Annotated in this window: 19 protein-coding genes and 2 riboswitches; of the genes, 9 read left to right on the forward strand and 10 right to left on the reverse strand. The window is 66.7% G+C overall.

Features of this window, described 5'->3' with window-relative positions; translation table 11 throughout:
* Window positions 1-20: 20 nt before the first annotated feature.
* The 6 genes from EI545_RS12690 to EI545_RS12715 all read right to left on the reverse strand — a co-directional run bounded on the left by EI545_RS12690 (window position 21) and on the right by EI545_RS12715 (window position 7,462).
* Window positions 21-1,802: a glycosyltransferase family protein gene (locus tag EI545_RS12690; RefSeq protein ID WP_125325810.1), complete on the reverse strand. Its 1,782-nt coding sequence runs from the start codon at window positions 1,800-1,802 to the stop codon at window positions 21-23.
* Between the two features lie 22 nt (window positions 1,803-1,824).
* The gene (locus EI545_RS12695) at window positions 1,825-2,436 is read right to left on the reverse strand and encodes a hypothetical protein (protein ID WP_125325811.1); all 612 of its coding nucleotides are present in this window, start codon (window positions 2,434-2,436) and stop codon (window positions 1,825-1,827) included.
* Window positions 2,379-2,726, reverse strand: a complete 348-nt coding sequence (locus EI545_RS12700; protein ID WP_125325812.1) for a hypothetical protein — start codon at window positions 2,724-2,726, stop codon at window positions 2,379-2,381. Before EI545_RS12700 ends, EI545_RS12695 begins: the two co-directional genes overlap by 58 nt.
* Window positions 2,727-2,810: 84 nt before the next feature.
* A complete protein-coding gene (locus EI545_RS12705; RefSeq protein WP_125325813.1) occupies window positions 2,811-5,153 on the reverse strand; it encodes a sulfatase-like hydrolase/transferase in 2,343 nt (780 codons plus the stop codon).
* Between the two features lie 3 nt (window positions 5,154-5,156).
* Entirely contained in the window at window positions 5,157-5,930 is a 774-nt protein-coding gene (locus tag EI545_RS12710) for a hypothetical protein (protein WP_125325814.1), read from the reverse strand.
* Window positions 5,927-7,462 carry a hypothetical protein gene (locus EI545_RS12715; protein WP_125325815.1) on the reverse strand — a complete coding sequence of 512 codons (1,536 nt, stop codon included), beginning with the start codon at window positions 7,460-7,462 and terminating at the stop codon, window positions 5,927-5,929. Before EI545_RS12715 ends, EI545_RS12710 begins: the two co-directional genes overlap by 4 nt.
* Before the next feature lie 132 nt (window positions 7,463-7,594).
* On the opposite strand from EI545_RS12715, the gene EI545_RS12720 reads away from it, so the two are divergent.
* Window positions 7,595-8,494, forward strand: a complete 900-nt coding sequence (locus tag EI545_RS12720; protein ID WP_125325816.1) for an alpha/beta hydrolase family protein — start codon at window positions 7,595-7,597, stop codon at window positions 8,492-8,494.
* Here EI545_RS12720 and EI545_RS12725 read toward each other — a convergent pair.
* Both EI545_RS12725 and EI545_RS12730 read right to left on the reverse strand, forming a co-directional pair.
* On the reverse strand, window positions 8,491-10,323 hold the full coding sequence (locus EI545_RS12725) for a glycosyltransferase family 2 protein (protein WP_245989998.1): 1,833 nt from the start codon (window positions 10,321-10,323) through the stop codon (window positions 8,491-8,493). The genes EI545_RS12720 and EI545_RS12725 overlap by 4 nt on opposite strands.
* Window positions 10,289-11,107, reverse strand: coding sequence for a glycosyltransferase family 32 protein (locus EI545_RS12730; protein WP_125325817.1), 819 nt, complete (start codon window positions 11,105-11,107; stop codon window positions 10,289-10,291). The genes EI545_RS12725 and EI545_RS12730 overlap by 35 nt, the downstream gene beginning before the upstream one ends.
* A 293-nt stretch (window positions 11,108-11,400) precedes the next feature.
* Window positions 11,401-11,627: riboswitch (cobalamin riboswitch) on the forward strand.
* 128 nt (window positions 11,628-11,755) lie between these two features.
* Here EI545_RS12730 and EI545_RS12735 point away from each other — a divergent pair.
* From EI545_RS12735 to EI545_RS12755, 5 genes are all read left to right on the forward strand, one after another.
* Complete coding sequence (locus EI545_RS12735; protein ID WP_125325818.1) at window positions 11,756-12,526, forward strand: ABC transporter ATP-binding protein; 771 nt, start codon at window positions 11,756-11,758, stop codon at window positions 12,524-12,526.
* Entirely contained in the window at window positions 12,527-13,456 is a 930-nt protein-coding gene (locus tag EI545_RS12740; RefSeq protein WP_125325819.1) for an ABC transporter substrate-binding protein, read from the forward strand. It abuts the gene before it with no gap.
* A 1-nt stretch (window position 13,457) separates the two neighbouring features.
* Complete coding sequence (locus EI545_RS12745; RefSeq protein ID WP_125325820.1) at window positions 13,458-14,510, forward strand: FecCD family ABC transporter permease; 1,053 nt, start codon at window positions 13,458-13,460, stop codon at window positions 14,508-14,510.
* On the forward strand, window positions 14,507-15,949 hold the full coding sequence (locus tag EI545_RS12750) for a cobyric acid synthase (protein WP_125325821.1): 1,443 nt from the start codon (window positions 14,507-14,509) through the stop codon (window positions 15,947-15,949). Before EI545_RS12745 ends, EI545_RS12750 begins: the two co-directional genes overlap by 4 nt.
* Window positions 15,950-16,108: 159 nt before the next feature.
* Entirely contained in the window at window positions 16,109-16,702 is a 594-nt protein-coding gene (locus EI545_RS12755) for an outer membrane beta-barrel protein (RefSeq protein ID WP_125325822.1), read from the forward strand.
* Between the two features lie 51 nt (window positions 16,703-16,753).
* On the opposite strand, the gene EI545_RS21370 is transcribed toward EI545_RS12755, so the two are convergent.
* On the reverse strand, window positions 16,754-16,897 hold the full coding sequence (locus tag EI545_RS21370; RefSeq protein ID WP_164517291.1) for a hypothetical protein: 144 nt from the start codon (window positions 16,895-16,897) through the stop codon (window positions 16,754-16,756).
* 93 nt (window positions 16,898-16,990) lie between these two features.
* Window positions 16,991-17,623, reverse strand: coding sequence for a cob(I)yrinic acid a,c-diamide adenosyltransferase (cobO, locus tag EI545_RS12760; RefSeq protein WP_125325823.1), 633 nt, complete (start codon window positions 17,621-17,623; stop codon window positions 16,991-16,993).
* A 36-nt stretch (window positions 17,624-17,659) separates the two neighbouring features.
* Window positions 17,660-17,860: riboswitch (cobalamin riboswitch) on the forward strand.
* Between the two features lie 83 nt (window positions 17,861-17,943).
* On the opposite strand from cobO, the gene EI545_RS12765 reads away from it, so the two are divergent.
* The 3 genes from EI545_RS12765 to cobN all read left to right on the forward strand — a co-directional run bounded on the left by EI545_RS12765 (window position 17,944) and on the right by cobN (window position 22,927).
* Window positions 17,944-18,318, forward strand: coding sequence for a DUF1636 family protein (locus EI545_RS12765; protein WP_125325824.1), 375 nt, complete (start codon window positions 17,944-17,946; stop codon window positions 18,316-18,318).
* The gene (gene cobW / locus EI545_RS12770) at window positions 18,315-19,349 is read left to right on the forward strand and encodes a cobalamin biosynthesis protein CobW (protein WP_125325825.1); all 1,035 of its coding nucleotides are present in this window, start codon (window positions 18,315-18,317) and stop codon (window positions 19,347-19,349) included. Before EI545_RS12765 ends, cobW begins: the two co-directional genes overlap by 4 nt.
* Before the next feature lie 158 nt (window positions 19,350-19,507).
* Window positions 19,508-22,927, forward strand: a complete 3,420-nt coding sequence (gene cobN / locus EI545_RS12775; protein WP_245990002.1) for a cobaltochelatase subunit CobN — start codon at window positions 19,508-19,510, stop codon at window positions 22,925-22,927.
* The last annotated feature ends 1 nt before the right edge of the window (window position 22,928 follow it).

Consider the following 22,928-nt stretch of genomic DNA (forward strand, 5'->3'; position numbering starts at 1 on the left):
TCCTTCTACCTGCGGTCCGGTCAGAACAGCTGCGCAAAGCGCGCGGGCAGGCGGTAAAGTTCGGGGCTGTGCAGATCAGGCATCACCCAATGACCGTGATCGGCTTGCACACGGCCCTTGGTCAGCGCCGCGACAAATTCGGGAAACTCCACCTGCTCGCCAACCTTGCCTTCGGCTGCCGTCGCTACGGGATCACTGAAAAGGGGGCGCAGGTTGAACAGGAACAGCTTGGGGTCAAGCAAGACGTCGCGCAGCGTGCTGCCCTGACCGTCTGGCGCAAAGCCAATCCGCCTGCGGGTGATGCAGGGCTTGGCAAGCCCCGCCTTCAGCCGAAAGCTGCGCCTTGTGGTCAGGATGGGCTGTGTGGGGTCCAACGGATCCGGCCCATCTGTAGCGCTGTGCATCATCTCGACCCCGATGGGGGCGATGACCTGCGGGGCGCGGCCAGAGGCGAAGGTCGCATCCAGATAGTCCGGCAGGGCAAGCCCGGTCGCGGGGTCCGGCGCCACGATCTCGTCAACCTCGGTGCAGAGCACCCAGTTGTAGTACAGGGTCAGCCCGCTGGTGAAATGCCCCAGCGTTGCCCAGCGGCGGTCAAAGCCTGACGGATCGCCCGTGTCAGGCTGGTGGACGATATTCGCACCCGCCGCGATCCGGTCAACCTCGGCGTCGTGCCCATAGCGCAGGACATAGATGTTCTCCCGCCCGATCAGCTTGCCGTAATACGCCACCCAGCGCGCCAGCAAGGCGTGGTCGCCCCTGACCATCGTCACCGCAGCCATCCGCGCTTTCGAAGGGTCCGGGCCAAAGACCGGGGCCGGAGCATGGGTCGGCTCTTGAGGCTCAGCCGGGTCCGCGGGCAGTTCCGGGGGCAGGTCCTGGGGCGCGTCCGGCAGAAAACCGTCCGTCCCGACGGGCGGCACGCCCGCAGGGGGCGGCACCTTGAAGATCCAGCGCACGCGGCTGGTGCCCAGCTGGCTGGCCAGGATCTTGTCGGGCACATCCTTCATCCCGGCCTCCGCAAGAATCTGCCGCCCCCGATAGTGCAGCAAGGTCACATCGGCATCCTTGGCCAGCGGCTTGCCGCGCAGGATCCCGTTGATGCTGTAGTTGTACTTCTCCGGCAGAGTGTTCCAAGTCATTCCCGCAGCAAGGGTGGCCACAGGCAGGGTCATCTGGTCCAGATAGGGCCGCCGGTTGTCGATCCCGGTGCGGTCCAGCCTCTGGGCGCAGTCCATCCAGACCTCGGCAAAGCGCTGGCCACGGGTTGTGCGCCACCCTTCGTCCACCACGATCAGCCCGGCGTTGAAATAGGGCGCCACAAGCTGGCGCTTGTCGCGCGTCATCGTCATGCGTTCATCGGGGACCGGCATGTCAAAGGTGCCGTAGATCTGGTCCCAAACCGACTGCGGCGCCCAGCGCATCGAACTGGCCGGGACCATGCCGATCTGGCCGGGGCTGACCAGCTCCTCCACGCTACACGGCTGCAGGAACAGCATGTCGCTGTCAAGGAAGGCGGCAAAGTCCGTCTCTTTCGGGGCCAGCGTCGCAAGGATCTTGTTGCCATGCGGATAGGCCGGGTCAAACTGCCCCTCGGCGTCAATCGGGCGCACCTCGCAGCGCAACCTTCGCAGCACTTCCAGCGGTTCCCGTTCCATCTCGGCCCAGCGATGCTTTGGGCAATAGCCGATGATCTTGACCTCGGGCGGAAGGAACTTGCGGATCGACGCCGCCAGATGGCAGCCCATGTAAAGATAGGCAGGCGGCTCGACGATGAAGAACAGGGTCAGGCTCGGGGGCATCGCGGGGCCTTGCACAGAGGGGTCAGAACACACCATTGAAACGGTCGGGAAGCCGGTAGATGTCGGGCGGCCTGCCACCCCCCATCAGCGTGAAGGGCGGGCGCAGGATGCGGTCATCCAGCATGGCCTTGCGAAACGCGGGATGGTCCACCGTCTCGGCCACCGGCGCTCGCTTGGACAGCGCCGTGAACGTCCCTTCGACCGAGGTCCAGCCCCAGCCGCCCGCCTGCATCGCCTGCTGCTCCTCCGCCGTCTTGCCCGCCAACCGACGCTCAAGGCTTTTGTGGAACCGGGCCATGCAGGTGTCATGGTCGATGAACCGCAGATGGAAGTTGTAAAGATGCGGATCCAGCGTGATCTCGGCATGGTTGGCACCATGGCCGCCCGCCTTGAACTCGGTCGGGCGGCTGATCAGGCAGGGCTTGGCATAATTGGAATTCAACCGGTAACAGCGCCGCGCCCCAAGGATCGGCGTGCCGGGCAGCAAAGGAACCGTCTCCGTCTCCACATTATGGACCATCTCGATGGCAAAGGTCGTCAGCGCCGGTGGCACCACTTCCCGCGCCGCAATGTCCATCAGGTATCCCACAAGGTCGCCCGACACCGCCGGGTCCAGCACCACGAACTCATCCACATCGTTGCAGGCCACCCAGTGATACCCCCCGTCAGGGCCGAGGCATGCAGCGACAGGATCTGCCAGCGCCGCTGGTTCACCGATTTCTTAAGGCTGTCATAGGGCAGGCGGATCACGTTGCAGCCCTTGGCAATCCGCGCCACATCGGCGTTGCCGCCATGGTTCAGCACATAGATCGCGTCGTCGGGGAGGTACTTCCGCCAATGGGCAACCCAGCGCTCAAGGAAGAAGTCCTCCTCATGCACCATGGTCAGTGCGGCAAGCGGAGCCTTGGAGCGGTCAAGCGGCATGCGGTCCCACACTCGTTTCCATGGCAGGGCAAACTATGGCAGCCCGCCCAGACCCATGCAATCGACGCAAAGCAGCGGCGCGGATCACTTCGACTTCTCCCGCTTCTTGCGCTTTGGCTCGGGGCGGGCCTCCGGCCCATCGATCTGACTGGCCACCGCGCCCGGATTGGCCACGCCGAACAGATCCACGACCGACAGCGCCAGCCGCAACTGCACCCGCCCCTCGCCCATGGCCGTGATCTCCGGCATCCCCGGCCATTCGCTCAGGTCCAGCCGCATCGTTGGCCCCCAGCGCTGGATCACCGTGACCCCCCCATAGGCGATGTGGAACACCACTGCCCCGGTGCCCGCGTCGATCTGGTTCACCCCGGCCCCGACATGCACCACATCGTCGCCGTCGCCCAAGGTCACCACGTTTCGCCCCGGGCCGGTGTGGATGACGGATGACCCGTCGCCATCCACGATCCGGTCATTCCCATGCCCGCCATAAATCCGGTTGTTGTTCCCCCGCCCAAAGATCACATCGTCACCCGTGCCGCCGTCCAGCGTATCCTTGCCCGGCCCGCCCGACAGGGTGTCATTCCCCGCCCCGCCGTAAAACGCATGGCGGCTGGAGGTCAGCGTGGCAATCGCCCGCAATTCGTCATTCCCCGCGCCACCCCGGAACGTCGCGCTGCCGTATTTCGGGCCAAGCATGATGTCGCCCCGGTCTGACCCGGTGACATCCACCTCCACCCGCTCCGACGTCTCGAAATGGATCGGGCTGTCGGGGTGCGCGACGATCTTCAGGGTCTTGCGCACCTCGCCGCCACCGGTTTCGTTCCGGGCCACCACCGTGGCGATGCGGATGCGTTCCACATGCGGCGGGCAGTGCAGCACATAGTCATCCGGCCCGGCCATGTACCACAGAGTATCAAGGCCCCCGTCACGCTCCTCGCGGATCTTCTCGGCATCCGCCCCATAGGCCCAATAGTCGGTATCGCCCCCGCCGCCTGCGAGGATGACGCTGCCATCCACCGCCATCATCGCATTGACCCCGCGCTCGGGGTTCTCAAACCCCCGCAGGTCCAGCCCCAGCCCCAGCGCGCCCTGCACCAGTTCCGCCCGCAGGGATTCCAAAGGGGCGGAGTCCTTCAGGTTCGCCGTCTCTCCGGGATCGGCGACAATGTCATAGACATGCTCCTCGCCGTTCGGATAGCGGAAGTAGCGCAGATGGGTCAGCCCCTCGGTCGATGGCCGCACCGACAGGGTGCCAAAGACCGATGTTACCGGCGACTGGCTGCGATCATAGCTCCCGAAGGACGCATCCACCAACGGCAGCAGGCTTTGTCCCTGCGTCCAGTCCGGGCGCGGCGGCAGGCCCGCGATCTGCATCAAGGTCTTGGGCACATTGCCCAGCGATACCGGAAGATCCACCTCGCGCCCCGCCATCCTCTTGTGCCAGATCGCCAAGGGCACATGGGCGGCGCTGTCCCACTGGCTCATCTTGTGGAAACTGTCGTGGTTGCCAAGGTTGAAGCCGTTGTCCGACAGGAACACCACTGTCGTATTGTCCCCCAGCGGGGATGCCTCCAGCGCCTGCATGAAGCGGCCAATCTCATGGTCCACATGGCTGATCGCCGCGAAATAGGCGCGGACGACCTGCCGCCACGCCTCATCGCTGGACCGTTCGGGCGTCCAGTGGCCATTGGCGATATAGGCCGCCTCATAGACCGCAAAGCCCGGCTGCGGGCCGAACTGGTCTTCGGGCGAGGCGATGCTGGGCCAGCGGATCTCGGCAGGGTCATACAGCTGGTAGAACCGGTCCGGGCAATCCAGGTTGTAATGCGGGTGCTTGAAGCCCAGCTGGATCAACTGCCGCCGCGCAGGGTCAGCCCGGTCCAGATAGCGGATGGCATTCTCCGCCACCCAGAAGTCATAGAACCGGTCGTCCTGTTCGCCCTTGTCATTCGGGTGGTTGGTGCCTTGGATGCCCGGCCCGCCGTCCAGATAGACCTTCACGCAGGTCCGGTCGCCCGAATCCTGCACCAGCGGGTTTTCGTGGAACAAGAGCCGCCGGTAATCCTCGCGCATCGGGCGATAGTTCGCGTCCACCTTGCCCGTGGTGAAGGTGTGAAACCCCGCCCGCCGCAGGTCATAGGCCCAAGCCTTTTCCGGCGCCAGCACATCGCTCCAGAACCGGTTCAGGTCCACCAACCCGCTGCGGAAGGGCGACAGCCCGGTCGCCAGCTCCGCCCGGCACGGCGCGCAAAGCGGCACCGTGGCATAGGCATTGCTGAACCGCACCGCCCCCGCCATCAGCCTGTCCAGGTTCGGCGTCTGGATGCGCAAACCGAACGTGTCACGCCAGGTGTAGACGTCGATCATGTCGTCCACCCAGATCACGCAGAGGTGCCCGTCGCGGATGGCATCGGCAGTGAACGCCATGCCTCAGCGTCTCCACAGGTAGTAGCGCGCCAGCTTCAGGCGCTGGGCCGCATCCGCCGCGGTCTGCGGCAGCAGAAGCGACATGCCCGGCCACAGCAGCACATCCTCGATCACCGCCTCACCCAGCGTCTTTTGCAAACCCGACCGGTGACTGCGCGCGCCGACAAACAGCGACGCGGGGTTCGGCAAGGCAGGCGGAAGCCCTTCGCCCCGATGCACTGGCCCGCCACTGTCCTGCAAGGCCACCCGACCCCGGTCCACCGAGACGAGGACACAGCGCAGCCCCGCCACACCCGGGGTCTTCAACGCCGAAAGCGCCAGGCCGTCGCTCGTGTCCTTGACCAGAAAGCTGTCGCCATAGTCGGCGAGGAACAGATAGGGCGCGCTGCCGCCGTCGCCGTCGCCGTTGATCGTCAGCAAGGTCCGCGCCTCGGCCCCGGGATCGACGCGGTACAGCACCGCCATGCTGAACCGACTGGCGTCGGTCAGCGCCTGCGGCAGGACCAGCCCGCAATGCACGCCCAGCCGCAACTGCAACCCACTGCCCGTCTCGGTCGTGGCAAGCCGCCCATGCCCTTCGTTGGGCTTTGTCGGCAGCGCCTCGGAGGCCCCTTCAACCGTCTGCCAGCCCAGCACCACCCCGCCCGCATCACAGCGGAAGTGCCGCGCCTCGCCGTGCAGCCAATGGCCCCCCGCCGCGGCAACCGCCGCCGCAAGGTCAGCCGTGCAGCCGTCCAGTAGCGCGGCCTCGGGCAGATCGTCCTCCACCCGGATCATGCCGCGCCGCCTTCCCGAATGGCCAACCGGCAGGGCAGGGCCCAGCGGTGCAGCACCCGCCCATCCGCCGCCGTCAGTTCCCAGCCGTCGCGGATTGCCACCTGCCCGGGGCCATCCGGGGCAACACCGTAACCGTAGCGCAGGAAGGCATCGCCATCGGGCCGCTTGTCCAGCGTGATCAGCACCGCCTGGGCATCGCCCGGGTCCACTGCCACCGACAGGATCTTCGCCCCCGCCCGGTCCCCGTCCAGCGCAAAGCCCACGGGACGGTCACCGCCCACACTGTCACCCGGCGCAAGCACCAGATCGCCCAGCGCCCGCAAGATCAGCCGCAGCACCACCGAGCCCTTTGGACCAGCCTCAAGCTCGGCCAGATGGATGACCGGGCAGCGCCAGCCATCCATCAGCGGTTCAGGCTTCAAACTCTGCGCCCCCGCTGCACTTGCCGCCGCCGCCGACATCGCCGCCATCTGCCGCCGCGCTTCGGGCGTCGGGCGGTCATAGTCGTCATGCGCGAACATGGTGCTTGGGGCACTGATCACCAGCCGATGCGCGCCGCAATTCCAGGCCAGTTCCCACTGCGCCTCGATCACCCGGTCGGGGGTCAGCCCCGGCCGCCCCGCCTCGAACCGTGCCAGAAACACCGGGCGGTCAAAGCCCAGCTTGGCCAGCCCCGCCTCGATCCGGTCCATCAGCGCCAGCATCCCGTCGCGGTAGTCGGTGGCAGACCCCTCCACCGCCTCCAGCGCGAAATCCAGCGTCACCGCGAAGATCCGCGCCGGTTTGCCCAACCGTGCCGCCGCCAGCTTCAGGTTCGCCGCCGCGCGCAACAGGTTGTCGACCGCCACCCCCTCGGCCAGCGCCGCCGCGGAAGCTGAACTATCAGTCTCCACCCGCGTCACGAACAGCGGCAGACCGGCGTGCTTGTCCAGCTGCCAGTCCAGACAGACCTCGGCCATCAGCGCCTCATGCGTCATCTCGCGCAGCTGGGCCAGAAGGTCCGTCACCGCCGCCCGCTCCACCCCCGCATGGCCCACCGCGCCGATGTCGTCGGCAGGGGCAAGGATGTGGAACGGATAGGCCGCCCCTTCCGGGTTCGCCAACGCCGCCCGTGGCCCGCCGATCCCCAGAATGCCCACCACCGCACCCGGGGCATCCGCCACCACATCCCCCCCGGCCCGGCTTAGGCGAAAGTCGCGCGGCCCCTGACGCCCGGGAAGACGGCCCGAAAACCGCAGCCAGTCCCCCTCGGCCCGGATGTTCCAGACATCGCGCCCCTCAAGCATCGCCTCAAGATCCGCCACATCGCGCGGATCGCTGCCCGCAGCCGGGGCCGAACCTTCGGCCTGAAGCCGCCCCCCCAACCGCCCCCCCAACCTCAAAGCGATGTCGTCGATCACCTTGTCAGACAGCCGCAGCACAAGGCCCGTCGGGTCATAGCCGATCACATCGCCGTTGCGCGCGCGCACCAGCACGCCATGGCCCGCCCGCACCACGCGGTTTGTCGGGCCGTTATCTGTCTTGTCGGTCACACGGTTTCTTTCGGTTCCCGCAACGCCGGCGAAAGGTTGCAGCCTTCCCCCAAGGCGCCGGATTGCAAACAAATCGAAAATACCCTAACCCACGGACAGGTTACGTTCCAGTAGGTCGAAGGCCACGCCAGCTTGACCGACACAGCCGACACACCGCCCCTGCCACCGATCGTGCCGGATGCCTCGTCCGCCGGTCCCGCTGCGGCGTTCCGCATCGTCGCGCCCAAGGCGGCACTTTGGTTTCAGCCCGGCTCGCGGCAACTGGTCGTCAGCTTCGACAACCTTGCCACCGTGGATGACCCCTATCCCCGGCCGCCCTGGCTGCTGGCCCGGCTGATGGCCGAAGGCTATGCCGTGCTCGGGGTGCAGACCTACGCCAAGGACTGGTACCGCAACCCCGACGCGGCCCCCATGGTCCAAAGCCTTGCCGCCTCGGGGTTCTTCCGGCATTTCGACCGCGTGGTGTTCATCGGTGCCTCGATGGGGGCCTTTGCCGCGATCAACCTTGCCACTCTGGTGCCGGGGGCGGCGGTCATCGCCTTTTCGCCCCAGTCCACGATGTCCAGCACCATCGCCCCCTTCGAACGCCGCTTCGGCTGGGCCGTCCGCAAAAGCGACTGGACGACGCCCGCCTTCCTTGACGCCCGCGACGCCCTTCCACAGGTGGCGCAGATCGTCCTTCTCTACGATGGCCGCGTGTCCGAGGATCTGGGCCACGCCCGCCGCCTGACCGCGCCGAACGTGCAGCTTGTGCGGATCGACCACAGCACGCATGAAGCCATCCGCGTCGTCCTGAAATGCGCAGCACTGCCGCCCTTGCTGGCAGAAGTCATGCAGACCGGCAAGGCTGGCCCGGCCTTCTGGCAGGCCATGCGCGCCCGGCGTACCGTGCGCAAATGGGCCCGTGCGCTGATGGAGGCTGTCGTCGCCGACGGCCACCCCGCCCGCATCCGCGCCACCGCAACGGCGCTGCTGCGGCAAGAGGATTACCTCTTTGCCCAGACCGCCCTGCGTGATCTGAGGACGCCCTAACCCCGCCGGACGAACACCACCGACCCGCCCTCGGCCGCCGCCTGGTCCTCGTGAAACCCAGCCGCCGCCAGTGGCTCGGCCCAGGCCTTGCGGCAGTCATCCCGTTCAACGCTCGAATCGAACGGCAGGATAATCCGCCGCACGCTTTCCAGCGGCGCCGTGGCCAGCACCTCGGGTGCGACCCCGGCCCGCGCGTTGACCCGCAGCGCATCGGGGCGGAAGTCGCGCAGATAGGCGGCCAGCCCAGCCCCGGCATCCTCGCCCAGCCGCAGCTTGCCGCCGACCGGCTTCAAGACAGCCGTGTCGGCAAACCCGTTGCGCCGAAAGATTTCGGTCGCGGCGGCCAGCATCCCGGGCGTCTCGTCCTGCAGCATCACCACCAGCCCCGGAACCTCGCGCAGCGCCTTCATCGCACACAGCCCCACGCCGCCGCCAAGCTCCAGCAGCCGCTTGGCCCCGGCCAGATAGGCCCCGATGTTGCGCGCATGCTTGCGGTCGAACTTGCCCGCCAGCACCGCCATCAGCGCCTCGGCGGCAAAAAGCTGCGGCTCGGCGGGCAGAAGCAGCTTCTGGTTCTCCACCCACTCGACGCCCGCCTTGGCCAGCGCCACCTTCGGCCCGGCATAGGCCCCCGGCGGCAGGGCCAGCGGCTGCGCCGCCCGCCTTTCCGCCGCCGCGTCGACGGTGCGGACTTCGACCTTGCTCATCATCTCGGCGATCTTGGCCGGGTCGCGCGCCTTGGGCGGCTTCGCTTCGACCTTGGTGATCGGCACCTTCCCCGCCTCGATCAGCCCGGCCCGCAGCTCGGCATAGGCAGGCGTGCCGCGCAATTCGGCCAGCCGCGCCTCGACCCGCGCCAGCGCCGCCTCATGCAACCCGCGCAGCACCGGGTCCTCCAGCAGCGCAGCCATGATCTCGGCCCGCCGGGGCGCATGGCGCAGGATGCGGGTATCCGACACTTCATTGCGGTCCTGCAGCGCCCAGTAATCGGCGTTGTACTTGTCGGCCTTGTTGTTGACGTTCCCCCGCAGCCGCCGGATCGCGTAGCTGTCGATCGACTTGACCGCATAGTGGTTCAACTGCGCCCAGTCGAAGCCCACTGTCCGCCGGATCGACCGCCATCCCCGGAACTTGAAGTAATCCTCCATCTTCTGGCCCGACCCGTTCAGCCACAGCACCGTGTCGGGAAACCCGTCCTTCAGGTGCTTGTTCTTGATCGACGGGCGGTGGATGCCCAGCTTCCAATACTCCGGATCGAACTTGAACAGCGTCTTCACCCCCCAGCCCATGTGCCACAAGGGCGGGGCCGCGCGGGTGTACTGTTCGGTCACCGGGGCAGGGGACCAGTCCACCACCCCGCCAGACCCGAAGATGCGCCAGGTCACGACAATGCCGTTTGCCCCTGCCGCCACCGCGTCGTCCAGCATCCCGTCCAGCTGGCCCGAGCGGTGGTTGATCGACAGAAACTCATCCGCGTCAAACACCATCAGCCAGTCCGCCGCCGCGACCAGCGGCTCCACCTGCGCATGGCTCAGGGCCGAGGGCTGGGGCTTGCCCCCCGGCTTGATGACGTTGGGGCGGTGATATCCCAGCCCCAAAGCCTCCAGCCGCTGGAGCATCTCCACCGTGCCATCGGCGCAGTCGTTGGTATAAACCAGAATGTCGGTGAACCCGACCGCCAGATGATGCGCGAACCATTCCAGCAGGAAGGGTGCCTCATCCTTCATCATCGACACCGCCATCACCGTGCCATGGCGGCTGATCGGTTTCTGCAGGGTCACCACGGCGCCGCGGTCATTCTTCCAGCGCGGCGGCCGGGTCGATGCCAAGATCGGCGCACATCCGCGCGACGTAGGAATTGGCCAAGGGCGGGTTCCGGCGCCAATAGGGCTTGGTCCCGTTGGTATATAGATGGACTGACACGGTCGCGTCAGTGAAATGCCCCTCGACCCGGCCGTAGGGGTCAAAGAACACGTCGTTCAGCTGGAACGGCACCGGGTACAGCACATCCGGCGTCATCGCCTTGGCAATGTCCCCGGTCTGTTGCGCAAACCAGGTGAAGGCCTGCGGACCAAAGGCCGTGCGTTCGGTCTTGTAGATCGCGGCGGCGTGGGAAAGGTCGCCCTTTTCCGAAATCCGGTCCATCTGCTTGCGCTGCTTCTTGTTCCACCACGCCGGGTAGTCGGGCAGGTTGTCATAGTAGTCCAGCAACTGATCCATCAGCGCGCAGTCGGCTGGCAACCCCACCACCCCGCAATTCAGCGCGCCGCGCATCCCGTGGCCGGCAAAGACATAATCCCATTCGTCGGGGAAGGGCCGGTGGCAGAAGGCATCGCAGTCGATCCACAAGGCCCCGGTCTTCCGGATCATCTTGTAGCGGAACACGTTCGACAGGAACGAGGCCGACGTCGCCTCGACCAGGGCCATGTCCAGATCCATGATCTCTTTCGCCGGGCGGATCACCACACCCTCGGGGGCGTTCTTCACATCATCGGTGCAGTAAAGCGTCACCGGATGGCCATGCATCAGGTGCGATTTCAGGCACAGCTGGTTAAGATAATGCAGCTTGTCGCCGATCCAGAGCGAGGCCACGGGACGACGGTCAGATTTCATGGCCAAGGGGTCCATCCGAAAGGGTTTTGCCCTTTCTGTCGTATCGGATCGTCCCCGGCGAAACAACCGCCTTGCCAGACCTCGCAACCTGCGCCCCGGCCCCCAGTCGCAAAGATGAGCGCGTTCCGCGCCCACCTTTTGCCTCGCCTCTGGCGCGTTCCGCGCCAACCGGCTCGGGCGTTTCGCTCCGCGGGGGATATTTGAAGAAGAGAAAGGGCAGGGTCGCGCCAGACCCTTTGGCGGCGGCAGCGCACGACCCGTCGCTTTCCGCCTTGATCGCGCTTCGGTTCCGGCGCACAGATTGGGGCGATGGTTCCCGGCCAAACCACGCGCGGCCGGGTGAAAAGGGAATACGGTGTGGTGTAGGCAACAGCCGCCAATTCCGTGACTGCCCCCGCAACTGTAAGCGGTGAGCGACCCCCAAGCGCCACTGGTCTTGTCCGAGGTTTTCGGCAGGCCGGGAAGGCGGGGCAAGCCACGACCCGCGAGTCAGGAGACCTGCCATCGAAGCAATCAGCCGCCGGGCGGGGTGCCCCGGAAGGAGTATTCGATGGACGACAACCCACGGCGGCCCCGGGCCAGGCCGAACTGCAAGGTGGCAGAAGCCACCCGCCGCTTTGCGCCGACAGCGGTATTGGCGGTGCTGCCATGACCCCGACAGTTGCCCTGTCTGGTGTTTTCTGGGGGCCCGCCCGCCAGCCCGACATCCTACACGACCTCAGCTTTGCCGTCGCACAGGGCGAGGTTCTGGCGATCTGCGGTGCGAACGGGGCGGGGAAATCCTCGTTGCTCCGCCTTCTTTACCGCCATCAGGCCCCGCGCAAGGGCACCGTGCAGCTGATGGGCCGCGATCTTTGGCAGATGAAGGCACCCGAGGCTGCCCGCGTCGTCGCCGCCGTGTTGCAGGAACAGCCGACCGACTTTGCCCTGACCGCGCGCCAGATCGTGGGGCTGGGCCGCCTGCCGCACCGCAAGGGGTTTGGCCCCGGCCAGACCGACACCGCGATGGTCGAGGCCTCCTTGCGCCGGATGGACCTGACGGCCTTTGCCGACCGCGCCTTCGGCACCCTCTCTGGCGGCGAACGCCAGCGCGTCATGGTCGCCCGCGCGCTGGCGCAGGAACCGCAGGTGATCGTGCTGGACGAACCGACAAACCATCTGGACATCCGGCACCAGCTTGAACTCCTCGCGCTGCTGCGCGGTCTTGGCCTGACCGTGATCACCACGCTGCACGACCTGACCCTTGCCGCCGAATTCGCCGACCGGGTGATGATCCTGCATCAAGGCCGCATCATCGCCGACGCCCCGCCCGATCAGGCCCTGTCCGAAGCGATCATCGCCCAGGCCTTCAACGTCGCCGCGCACGTCGACCGCAGCGGCCCCGCCCCCCGTTTCTCCTTTCAACTTCACGGACATTGAATGAAATACGCCCTCGCCGCCCTCCTCCTTATGGCCACCCCCGCTCTGGCCTTCCCTGTCACGGTCAAAAGCTGCGACCGTCAGGTCACCTTTGACAAAGCCCCAACCCGCGCCATCGCCAATGACGTCAACCTGATCGAGATGATGCTGGCCCTTGGCCTGCGCGACCAGATGGTCGGCTACACCGGCGTTTCGGGCTGGAAGACGCTGGACGAAGGCCTGCGGTCGGGCATTGCCGAACTGCCCGAACTCTCCGCCAAATACCCCACCCGCGAAGTGCTTGCCGGGGCCGAACCCGACTTCTTCTTCGCCGGCTGGAACTACGGCATGACCGTCGGGGGCGAGGTCACGCCCGAAACGCTGGCACCCCTCGGCATCCAGGTCTACGAGTTGACCGAAAGCTGCATCTTTGTCGGGCCGAAGTCCAAATCCAGCATGGAGGACATGTATGCCGACATCCTGAACCTTGGCACGATCTTCGGGGTCGACGACAGGGCGCAGGCGCTTGTCGCAGGCTACAAGGCCCGTCTGTCCGAGGTGACGGCAGGCGTTGACCGTGAGGTTCCCCTGCGCGTCTTCGTCTATGACAGCGGCGAGGAAACCCCCTTCACCGCCGGCGCCTACGCCATCCCCACCGCCCTGATCGAGGCGGCAGGCGGCGTCAACATCATGGACGACCTGGAGAAAAGCTGGGCCACCGTCGCCTGGGAGCCGGTGGTGGAACGCAACCCCGAGGTCATCGTCATCGTCAACTACGGCGACGTGACCGCCGACCAGAAGATCGCCTTTCTGGAGGCCAACCCTGCCTTTGCCAACGTGGACGCCGTGAAAAACGACCGCTATGTCGTGCTGGAATATGTCGAGGCGACCCCCGGCCCCCGCAACATCGCGGCGGTGGAAAAGCTGGTCGCGGGCTTTCAGGGCGACTGAGATGACCGAAACCCCCCTTGCCACGCCCCTGCATCCCGCGCTGCGCCTGACCCGCGCCGCCGGGTTTGCGCTGGGCGGGGCAGGGGCGCTTTTCCTTGCCATCCTCCTTGCCGTCTCCATCGGCGCGGTCGCGGTACCGCTTTCCACCGTCTGGGGCATCCTCGCCCACCAGATCACCGGCCTTGTCACCCCCGACTGGACCCCGGGGCGCGAGGCCATCGTCTGGGACATCCGTTTCCCCCGCGCCCTGCTTGCCGCCCTTGTCGGGGCGGGCCTTGGCATCACCGGCGCGGCACTGCAGGCGGTGACCCGCAACCCCCTCGCCGATCCCCACCTGCTTGGCATCTCGTCTGGCGGAGCCTTCGGGGCCATCGCCGCCCTCCTGCACACCGGCCTCTTCCTCGGCCTCCTCACCGTCCCGCTCATGGCCTTCGGGGGCGCCCTCGCCGCCACCCTCATGGTCCTCGCCGCTGCTCGCCTGACCGGGGCCACCAGTGCCGACCGTCTTGTGCTGGCCGGCGTCGCCATCAGCTTCATCATCATGGCCGGGGCCAACATCCTGATCTTCCTCGGCGATCCCAAGGCCACCCATACCGTTGTGTTCTGGATGCTCGGCGGCCTCGGCCTTGCGCAATGGGGCCACCTCATCTACCCGCTCGCCGTCCTCCTCCCCGCCGGTCTCTGGCTCTGGTCGCAAAGCGCCGCCCTGAACGCGATGAGCCTTGGCGATGAAACCGCCGCTTCCCTCGGCATCCCCGTCGCCCGCTTCCGCCTCTCAGTCTTCGTGGCAGGGGCGCTCATCACCGGCGTCATGGTCGCCTTCTCCGGCATCATCGGCTTCGTCGGCCTGATGATGCCCCACCTTGTCCGCCTGATCGCAGGCGGCGACAATCTGCGAGTCCTGCCCCTCTCCGCCCTGTTCGGCGCGATCTTCCTCACCCTCGCCGACACCCTCGCCCGCGTGGTGATGGCCCCCGAGGATATGCCCATCGGCGTCGTCACCGGCCTGATCGGCGGCGTCTTCTTCCTCTGGCTGATGGCCCGCCGCACATGAAGATCATGATCCAGGGCGCAGGCTCCAACGTCGGCAAATCCCTTCTCGTCGCAGGCCTCTGTCGCCACTTCACCCGCCAGGGGCTGACCGTCCGCCCCTTCAAACCGCAGAACATGTCGAACAACGCCGCCGTGGCGACGGGGGGAGAGATCGGCCGCGCCCAGGCCCTGCAAGCCCGCGCCTGCCGCGTGGCCCCGACCGTTCACATGAACCCCGTCCTCCTGAAGCCCGAATCCGAAACCGGCGCACAGGTCATCGTGCAAGGCCAGCGCCTGACCACGGTAAAGGCCCGCGACTATGCCGCGCTGAAACCGCAACTCATGGCCCCCGTCCTCGACAGCTTCCACCGCCTGATGGCCGAGGCTGACCTTGTCATCGTCGAAGGCGCAGGCAGCCCGGCCGAGGTGAACCTGAGGGCCAATGACATCGCCAACATGGGCTTCGCCATCGCCGCCCAGACCCCGGTGATCCTGACCGGCGACATTGACCGCGGCGGCGTGATCGCCCAACTGGTCGGGACACAAGCCGTGCTGGACCCAGAGGATGCCGCAATGATCCGCGGCTTCCTCATCAACAAGTTCCGCGGCGACCCCAGCCTGTTTGACGACGGCTACCGCCTGATCGAACAGCGCACCGGCTGGCAGGGCCTTGGCGTCATCCCGTGGTTTGCCGATGCCCACAAGCTCCCCGCCGAAGATGCCGCCGATCTGGGCGGCACGCGGGGAACGGGAGACTTCCTGATCGCCGTCCCCCACTTGAACCGCATCGCGAATTTCGACGATCTCGACCCGCTCGCCCAGGAACCCGGCGTCACGCTGCAGATCATCAAACCCGGCCAACCCCTGCCGGTTGAGGCTGACCTGATCATCCTCCCCGGCTCCAAGGCCACCATCGCTGACCTTGCCCATTTCCGCGCCCAAGGCTGGGATATCGACCTCGCCGCCGCCCTGAGGCGTGGCGCGAAAATCCTCGGCCTCTGCGGCGGCTACCAGATGCTGGGCCGCGAAATCGCCGATCCTGAAGGGATCGAGGGCAAACCGGGCTCCGTCCCCGGTCTTGGCCTTCTCGACCTCGTCACGACGATGACCCCGGACAAGCGCGTGACGGAAACCGTCGCGCACCACCCGACCACAAACACGCCAGTCAAAGGCTACGAAATCCACCTCGGACGCACTGAAGGTCCCGACCGCGCGCTGCCGATGTTCACAGTGGACGGCCAGCCCGAAGGCGCACAACGCCCCGATGGCCGCGTCATGGGCAGCTACCTGCACGGCATGTTCACCGAAGACACCTTCCGCCGCGCCTTCCTCGCCACCCTCGGCGCAACGCCGGGCACCGTCAGCTACGATGCAACGGTCGAGGCTACGCTGGACGCGCTGGCAGACCATCTGGCGCTGCATGTGGATTGCAGTCGACTGCTGGCCCTTGCCCGGCCATAGACGGCGATCCGGCCCGACATCCCGTGCATCCTTGCCACAGCGACCGGAAATCCGGTGCCGCCTGTGATGCCAGACGATGTGAAACATCTTCATTTGTGCAACTATAAAGGGAACAGCTTCGGCACATCCGTGCCCTGCGCCACGTTGAAGGATCCGACCATGAAACTTGCTCTCGCGACCTCCGCCCTTGTCCTTGCCCTCGCCCAATCGGCCATGGCGCAGGATGGAGCATACTTTGGGCTTGGCCTTGCCGTGACCGACAACACGACCGACTCATCGGTGGTCCCGGGCTTTGAAGCCTCGTCCAACGATGTCGGTCTTGCCCTGACGGCAGGGTATCGCTTCGCGTCGGCCGGGGCGCTGGCCTACGGTGTCGAAGGCAACCTTGACCTGATGTCCGGCAATGAAATGAGCGATGGCGGCACCGATGCCTGCACCGGCTCATCGCCCACGTGGTGCGAAGTGGACGCAATCCTGCGTCTGCGTGGCACCCTGACGACTGACCTTTCAGGCGGCGGTCGGCTGACCGGCTCGCTTGGCGCGGTGCTGGTGCGGGGCCTTGTGGAAAGCGGCCCTGGAAACAACGTCAACGCCACCGGAAACGGCCTGTCGCTTGGCGTGGCTTGGGAAAACCTCGGCGGTGGCCTTCCGGTCCGGGTTGACGTGAACTACGACGCCATCCGTGACGACAATGTCACCGAATATGAGCGGTCGATGGACATGCTTGGCATCCGCGTCTCCTACATGTTCTAGGCTGATATGCGCGACGGGTGGGCGCTACCGCCCACCCCGCCAAAGGGTGGGTCAGAACAGCCCGTCGCCGCCCTTGTCCTGCTCCACCGCCTCGTCTGCGACCACCGCAACCGCCCCGCCAACGATCAGCGGCGCGCAGCCGCCAATGGTCAGTGCAAAGCCTAGCAGTACCATCGTGAAACCCAATTTCCGCATGTCCTACCCCCTGAAATGTCTTGCCAAACCGTTAATGCCCGCAGGCAAGCCCTTGATATCACTGTCGCTAGGCGAGGTCCCTGCCCGGGACACTTAGAACTCCACCCCCACCTGCGCCTTGATGCCTGACCGGAAGGGATGCTTGATCAGCGTCATCTCGGTCACCAGATCCGCCGCCTCGATCAACCCCTCCGCCGCGTTCCGGCCGGTCAGGACGACATGGGTCAGGGGTGGCTTTTCCTCGGCGAGGAAGGCCAACACCTCGGACAGGTCCAGATAGTCATAGCGCAGCGCGATGTTGATCTCATCCAGCAGCACCATGCGGATCGCCGGATCGCGGATCAGCTCCTTCGCCTTCTCCCACCCCGCCTTGGCCGCCGCGATGTCTCGGGCCTTGTCCTGGGTTTCCCAGGTGAACCCCTCACCCATCGCGTGGAACTGGCAGAGGTCGCTGAAGTGCGTGGTCAGCAACCGCCGCTCCCCGGTGTCCCATGCCCCCTTGATGAACTGCACCACCGCGCAGGGCATCCCATGCGCCACGCAGCGCAGGATCATCCCGAACCCGCTGGAGCTTTTGCCCTTCCCCGCCCCGGTGTGGACGATGATCATACCCTTCTCGCCCTCTTTCCCCGCCATGATCTTGTCCCGCGCGGCCTTCTTCTTCGCCATTTTCGAAGCGTGGCGGGCAAGGTCATCGGTTTCGGGTGTCGCAATGGTCTCGGTCATGGTCGGTCGTGTCCTTGACAATGGTCGGTCTATCGCCACAGGTGGACGGGCGCTGGTTCCTGTTTATGACAGGCGAAGAGGGAATGCGACAGGGGTGGAAATCCCAAGGCGCAGCCGCCCCCGCGACCGTGACCGGAGAGGTCTCCAATGCCACTGGCACAGGCCGGGAAGGCGGGGGGCCGCGGGGGAAACCCCGGATCCGCAAGCCGGGAGACCTGCCAGCGCGAAGGAAAACCGGCGGACGGGGTGTTCCGCGACCGGGTGATGGCGGGAAACCGCCCTCTCTGGCCCATGCCCCGATGCCATGAGGACAGGCGGCAATGGGCGCTACACTTTACGTCTGCACAACCTGCAAGGCCGGTGAGCCGGTGCCCGAGGGGGACCTTCCCCCCGGTGCGCAGCTGCATGCCGCGCTGATTGCCGAAGGCGTTCCCCCAGGCGTCCGCGTCGTCGGGGTGGAATGTCTGTCGGCCTGCAACACCGGCTGCGCCGTGTCGCTGACGAAGCCCGGCGGCTGGTCCTATGTCTATGGCCGCCTAACCCTTGACGACGTCCCCGCCATCCTTGAAGGCGCTGGAAAATACGCGGCCACGGCTGACGGCATCGTCCCCTGGCGCGACCGCCCGACCGTGTTCCGCAAGCAAAGCATCGCCCGTATCCCGCCGCTGACCCCCCTAGATGAGGCCGCCGAATGACCGATCTGACCAAAATCCCCGTGACCGTGATCACCGGCTTCCTTGGCGCGGGGAAAACCACCCTGATCCGCCACCTGATGCAGAACCCGCAAGGCAAGCGGCTGGCCATTCTGGTCAATGAGTTCGGTACCGTGGGCGTCGATGGCGATATCCTGAAATCCTGCGCCGATGACAATTGCCCGGTCGAGAACATCGTGGAACTGGCCAATGGCTGCATCTGCTGCACCGTCGCCGATGATTTCATCCCCACGATCGAGGCCCTGATGGCGATGCCTGTCCGCCCCGACCATATCCTGATCGAAACCTCTGGGCTTGCCTTGCCAAAGCCGCTTCTGAAGGCCTTTGACTGGCCCGCGATCCGCAGCCGCATCACGGTGGATGGCGTGATTGCCTTGGCCGATGCCGAGGCCGTCGCCGCAGGCCGCTTTGCCCCTGACGTGGCCGCCGTTGATGCCCAACGCGCCGCCGACCCCAGCCTTGACCATGAAACGCCGCTTTCCGAGGTGTTTGAGGACCAGATCCTGTGTGCCGACCTGATCCTTCTGTCCAAGGCCGATCTCGCCGGCGAAGCGGGCCTTGCCACCGCGCGTGAGGTCATTACCGCCGAGATGACGCGGCCGATCCCGATGCTGTCCATGACCGAAGGGGTCATCGACCCGCGCGTGATCCTTGGCCTGAAGGCCGCGGCAGAAGATGACCTTGCCGCCCGCCCCTCGCACCATGACGGCCATGACGACCACGAACATGACGACTTCGACACCATCGTCATCGACCTGCCCGAGGTGACCGACCCCGAGGCCCTTGCCGCCGCCATCCAGCGCCTTGCCGACGAACAGAAGATCCTGCGCGTCAAAGGCCATGTTGCCGTTGCCGGCAAGCCGATGCGGATGCTGGTCCAAGCCGTCGGCGCGCGGGTGCGGATGCAGTATGACCGGCCTTGGGGTACAGCCCCCCGCCGGTCGCAACTGGTGGTTATCGCCGAGCACGACGACATTGACGAAGCGGCAATCCGCAAGGTTCTTGGGGCCTGACAGAGTGGGACGGGTCGGGTGGCAGGCAGAGGCAGGCACGGCGGTCAAAGGACCGTCGCGTCCCGGGCTTGACCCGGGACCTCTGACGTCCCCCGAGGCCCCGGGTCAGGCCCGGGGCGGGGTCTCCTTCGTCAGCCGATGCGGGAGGGCCTGACGCCATGCACGTCGTCTTCCGTGAAAGCCACGGGCTGGAGGAAACCGAAGCCCCCTTCGACCCCGGTCAGGACCCCGCCGATCTGGTGGTGCTGTCCTTTTCCGACAGCGATCTCGGGGCCTTCATTGCGGGCTATGAGCGGGCGCAGAAACTGGGCACCGGGTATCCTACGGTGCGACTGGCCAACATCATTGCGCTGAAGCACCCGATTTCCGTCGACACCTATGTCGAGAGGACACTGTCCGGTGCCAAGGCGATCCTCATCCGCCTGATCGGCGGCGAGGCCTATTGGCCCTATGGCCTTGCCACCATTCAGGACCTTGCCCGTCGTCAGGGCATGGCGCTGGCGATCCTGCCCGCCGATGGCCGCCCCGACCCCCGGCTGGATGAGCTGTCGACGCTGCCGATCTCGACCCTGCGCCGCTTGCAGGCGCTGTGTGATGAGGGCGGGGCGGTCGCCGCGCAGGCCGCCTTGGCGCAGCTGGCCTTGGCCGCGGGGCTTTATGCCGGTCCGGTTCTGGGCGACAAGACCGTGCCGCAGATGGGGTTCTATGACCCGGAGCGTGGGGTGATCGCCGCATCGGACGTCTTGAACACCCGTCCCGGGCTTGACCCGGGACCTCGGCCCGCGCCTGTCATGCCCTCCGCAACGAGTGGTCCCGGGTCAAGCCCGGGACGCGATCCCTTTGAACCAGAAGCTCAGGACGCCACACCCCACGCCTCCCCTCCCCCTCTGTGGGGAGGGGCTGGGGGTGGGGGGCTGCCCGCAACCAAAGGCCCGGTCCTCGTCACCTTCTACCGCAGCTACCTGACCGCAGGCGACACCGCGCCGATTGACGCGCTGATTGACGCCCTGCGCGCTGCAGGCTTCGCCGCCTATGGTGCTTTCGCCCCCAGCCTGAAGGCCCCGGGTGTGGGCGACTGGCTGCGCGCGCATCTGGCCGCCTGTCCGCCGGTTGCCATCCTCAACGCCACTGCCTTTTCGGCGCAAGGGGCAGACGGTTCCACCCCGTTTGACGGTGCCGATTGCCCGGCGTTTCAGGTCGCCCTTTCCACCGCCCGCCGCCGCGACTGGGTGGCGTCCGACCGGGGGCTGTCGCCTGCCGACCTTGCCATGCACGTCGTGCTGCCCGAGGTGGATGGTCGCCTGTTCGCCGGTCTCATCAGCCACAAATCCCCTGGCAAGCGCCACCCTGACCTGCAATTTTCGCGCTTCGCCCACCGCGCTGATGCTGCGCGGATCAGGGCCGTGGTTGATCGTGTCACGGCGTGGCACCACCTTGCCACGACCCCCGCCGCTGACCGGCAGTTGGCCCTGATCCTGTCCACCTACCCCGGTCGGGCGCATCAGATGGCCCATGCCGTTGGTCTTGACGCCCTCGCCTCGACCGAAACGCTCCTGTCGACCCTCGCTGCCGAAGGGTACGGGGTCACCGAAGGCGCCCCCCTGCCTCAGGCGCTGACCGAGACCCTGACCTGGCCGCTGGCGGATTACCTCACCGCGCTGGACACCCTGCCAGAGCCCCTGCGCCAGACGCTGACCGAAGCCTGGGGCGACCCCGCCGCCGACCCATCCGTCAAGCAAGGGCAGTTCCACTTCCCCGCCACCCGTCGCGGCCAGGTCCTTGTCGCCCTCCAACCTGAACGCGGCGACGTCCAGACCCGCGACGGCGACTACCATGACCTGTCGCGTACCCCGCGCCACGCCTATGTCGCCTTCTACCTCTGGCTCCGCGCCCAAGGTGTCCACGCCCTGCTCCACATGGGCGCGCATGGCACGCTGGAATGGCTGCCCGGCAAATCCGTCGCCCTTGGTGATACCTGCTGGCCCGAAGCCCTGATCGGCCCCACCCCTGTCATCTACCCCTTCATCGTCAACGACCCGGGTGAGGCGGCACAGGCCAAGCGCCGGATCGGGGCTGTTACCCTTGGCCACCTGCCACCCCCCATGGTCGCCAGCGCCCTGCCCCCCGCCCTCGCGACGCTGGAGCGTCTCTTGGACGAATACTCCACCGCCGACGGCCTTGACCCCGCCCGCCGCACCCGCCTGATCGCGTCCATTCAGGATGAGGCCCGGGCGTCCGGTGTCGCGGATGACCTCGGGCTGGCCAAAGACGCCACCCCGGCTGAAACCATCACCCGGATTGACCGTTTCGTCTGTGACATCAAGGAAAGCCAGTTCGGCCACGGCCTGCACATCTTCGGCGAAGGGCAGGGGGAGCGGGACGGCCTTCTGCGCGCGCTGAACGGCCGCCGCGTGCCCCCCGGACCCGCAGGTTCCCCCAACCGGGGCCGCTGTGATGTGCTGCCCACCGGCCGCAACCTCTTTTCCGTCGACCCGCGCGCCGTGCCGTCGCGCAATGCCCATGCGCAGGGCGTCAAGCTGGCCGCGGAGCTGGTCCGCCGCCACCTGCAAGACCACGGCGACTATCCGCGCGGGCTGGTGGTGGACCTGTGGGGCAGTGCCACAATGCGCACCAGCGGGGAGGAATTCGCGATGGCCCTCCACCTTGCCGGCCTTGTCCCGAAATGGGACGAAGGTTCGGCACGAGTGTCGGGCTTCGAAATCCTCCCCCTCGCAATCCTCGGCAGGCCAAGGATCGACGTCACCCTGCGCGTCTCGGGCCTGTTCCGTGATGTCTTCCCCACCCTCGCCCAACTGTTCGAAGCCGGGGCAGAGGCGCTGTCCCAGCGTGACGAAACGCCCGAGGACAACCCCTACACCCTGCGCGCCCCCCGCGTCTTCGGCCCGCAGCCGGGGCAATACGGCCTTGGCATGGGCACCGCCGCCGATACCTTCACTGCCGAAGCCCGCGCTGCTGCCGGCGAAGCCTGGCTGAACGCGTCAAGCTGGGCCATCGGCACCGACGGCCAATCCACCGAAAACCGCAAGGGCCTTGAAGCGCGGGTCCTGAACGCCGATGCCTTCGTCCATGCCCAGGACCTGCCCGAAACCGATGTGCTCATGGCCTCCGACTATGCGGCACATGCGGCAGGCTTTGCCGCCGCCGTGGCCCGCCTTGGCGGCCAGACGCCAAGCCTCTACCACCTCGACGCCACCCGCCCCGACGATCCGCGTGCCCGCACCCTGACCGAGGAAATCGCCCGCACCGTCCGCGCCCGCGCCGCCAATCCCCTTTGGGCGGAGGGCATGATGGCCCACGGCTACCGCGGGGCCGCCGAAATCGCCGCCACGCTGGACCACATGGCCGCCTTTGCCCACCTCGCCCAGGTTGTGCCGCCGCACCTTTTCGACCTCTACCACGACGCCACCCTTGGCCGCGAAGACGTCCGCGCCTTCCTCGCGCAGGAAAACCCGCAGGCACTTGCCGCCATGGAAGACCTTTTCCGCCGCCTGCGCGACGCCGGCCTCTGGCAGACCCGCCGCAACTCCATCGCAGCCACGCTGGACGGTGCCGCATGAC

This window comes from Tabrizicola piscis (assembly GCF_003940805.1).
Lineage (GTDB): Bacteria > Pseudomonadota > Alphaproteobacteria > Rhodobacterales > Rhodobacteraceae > Tabrizicola > Tabrizicola piscis.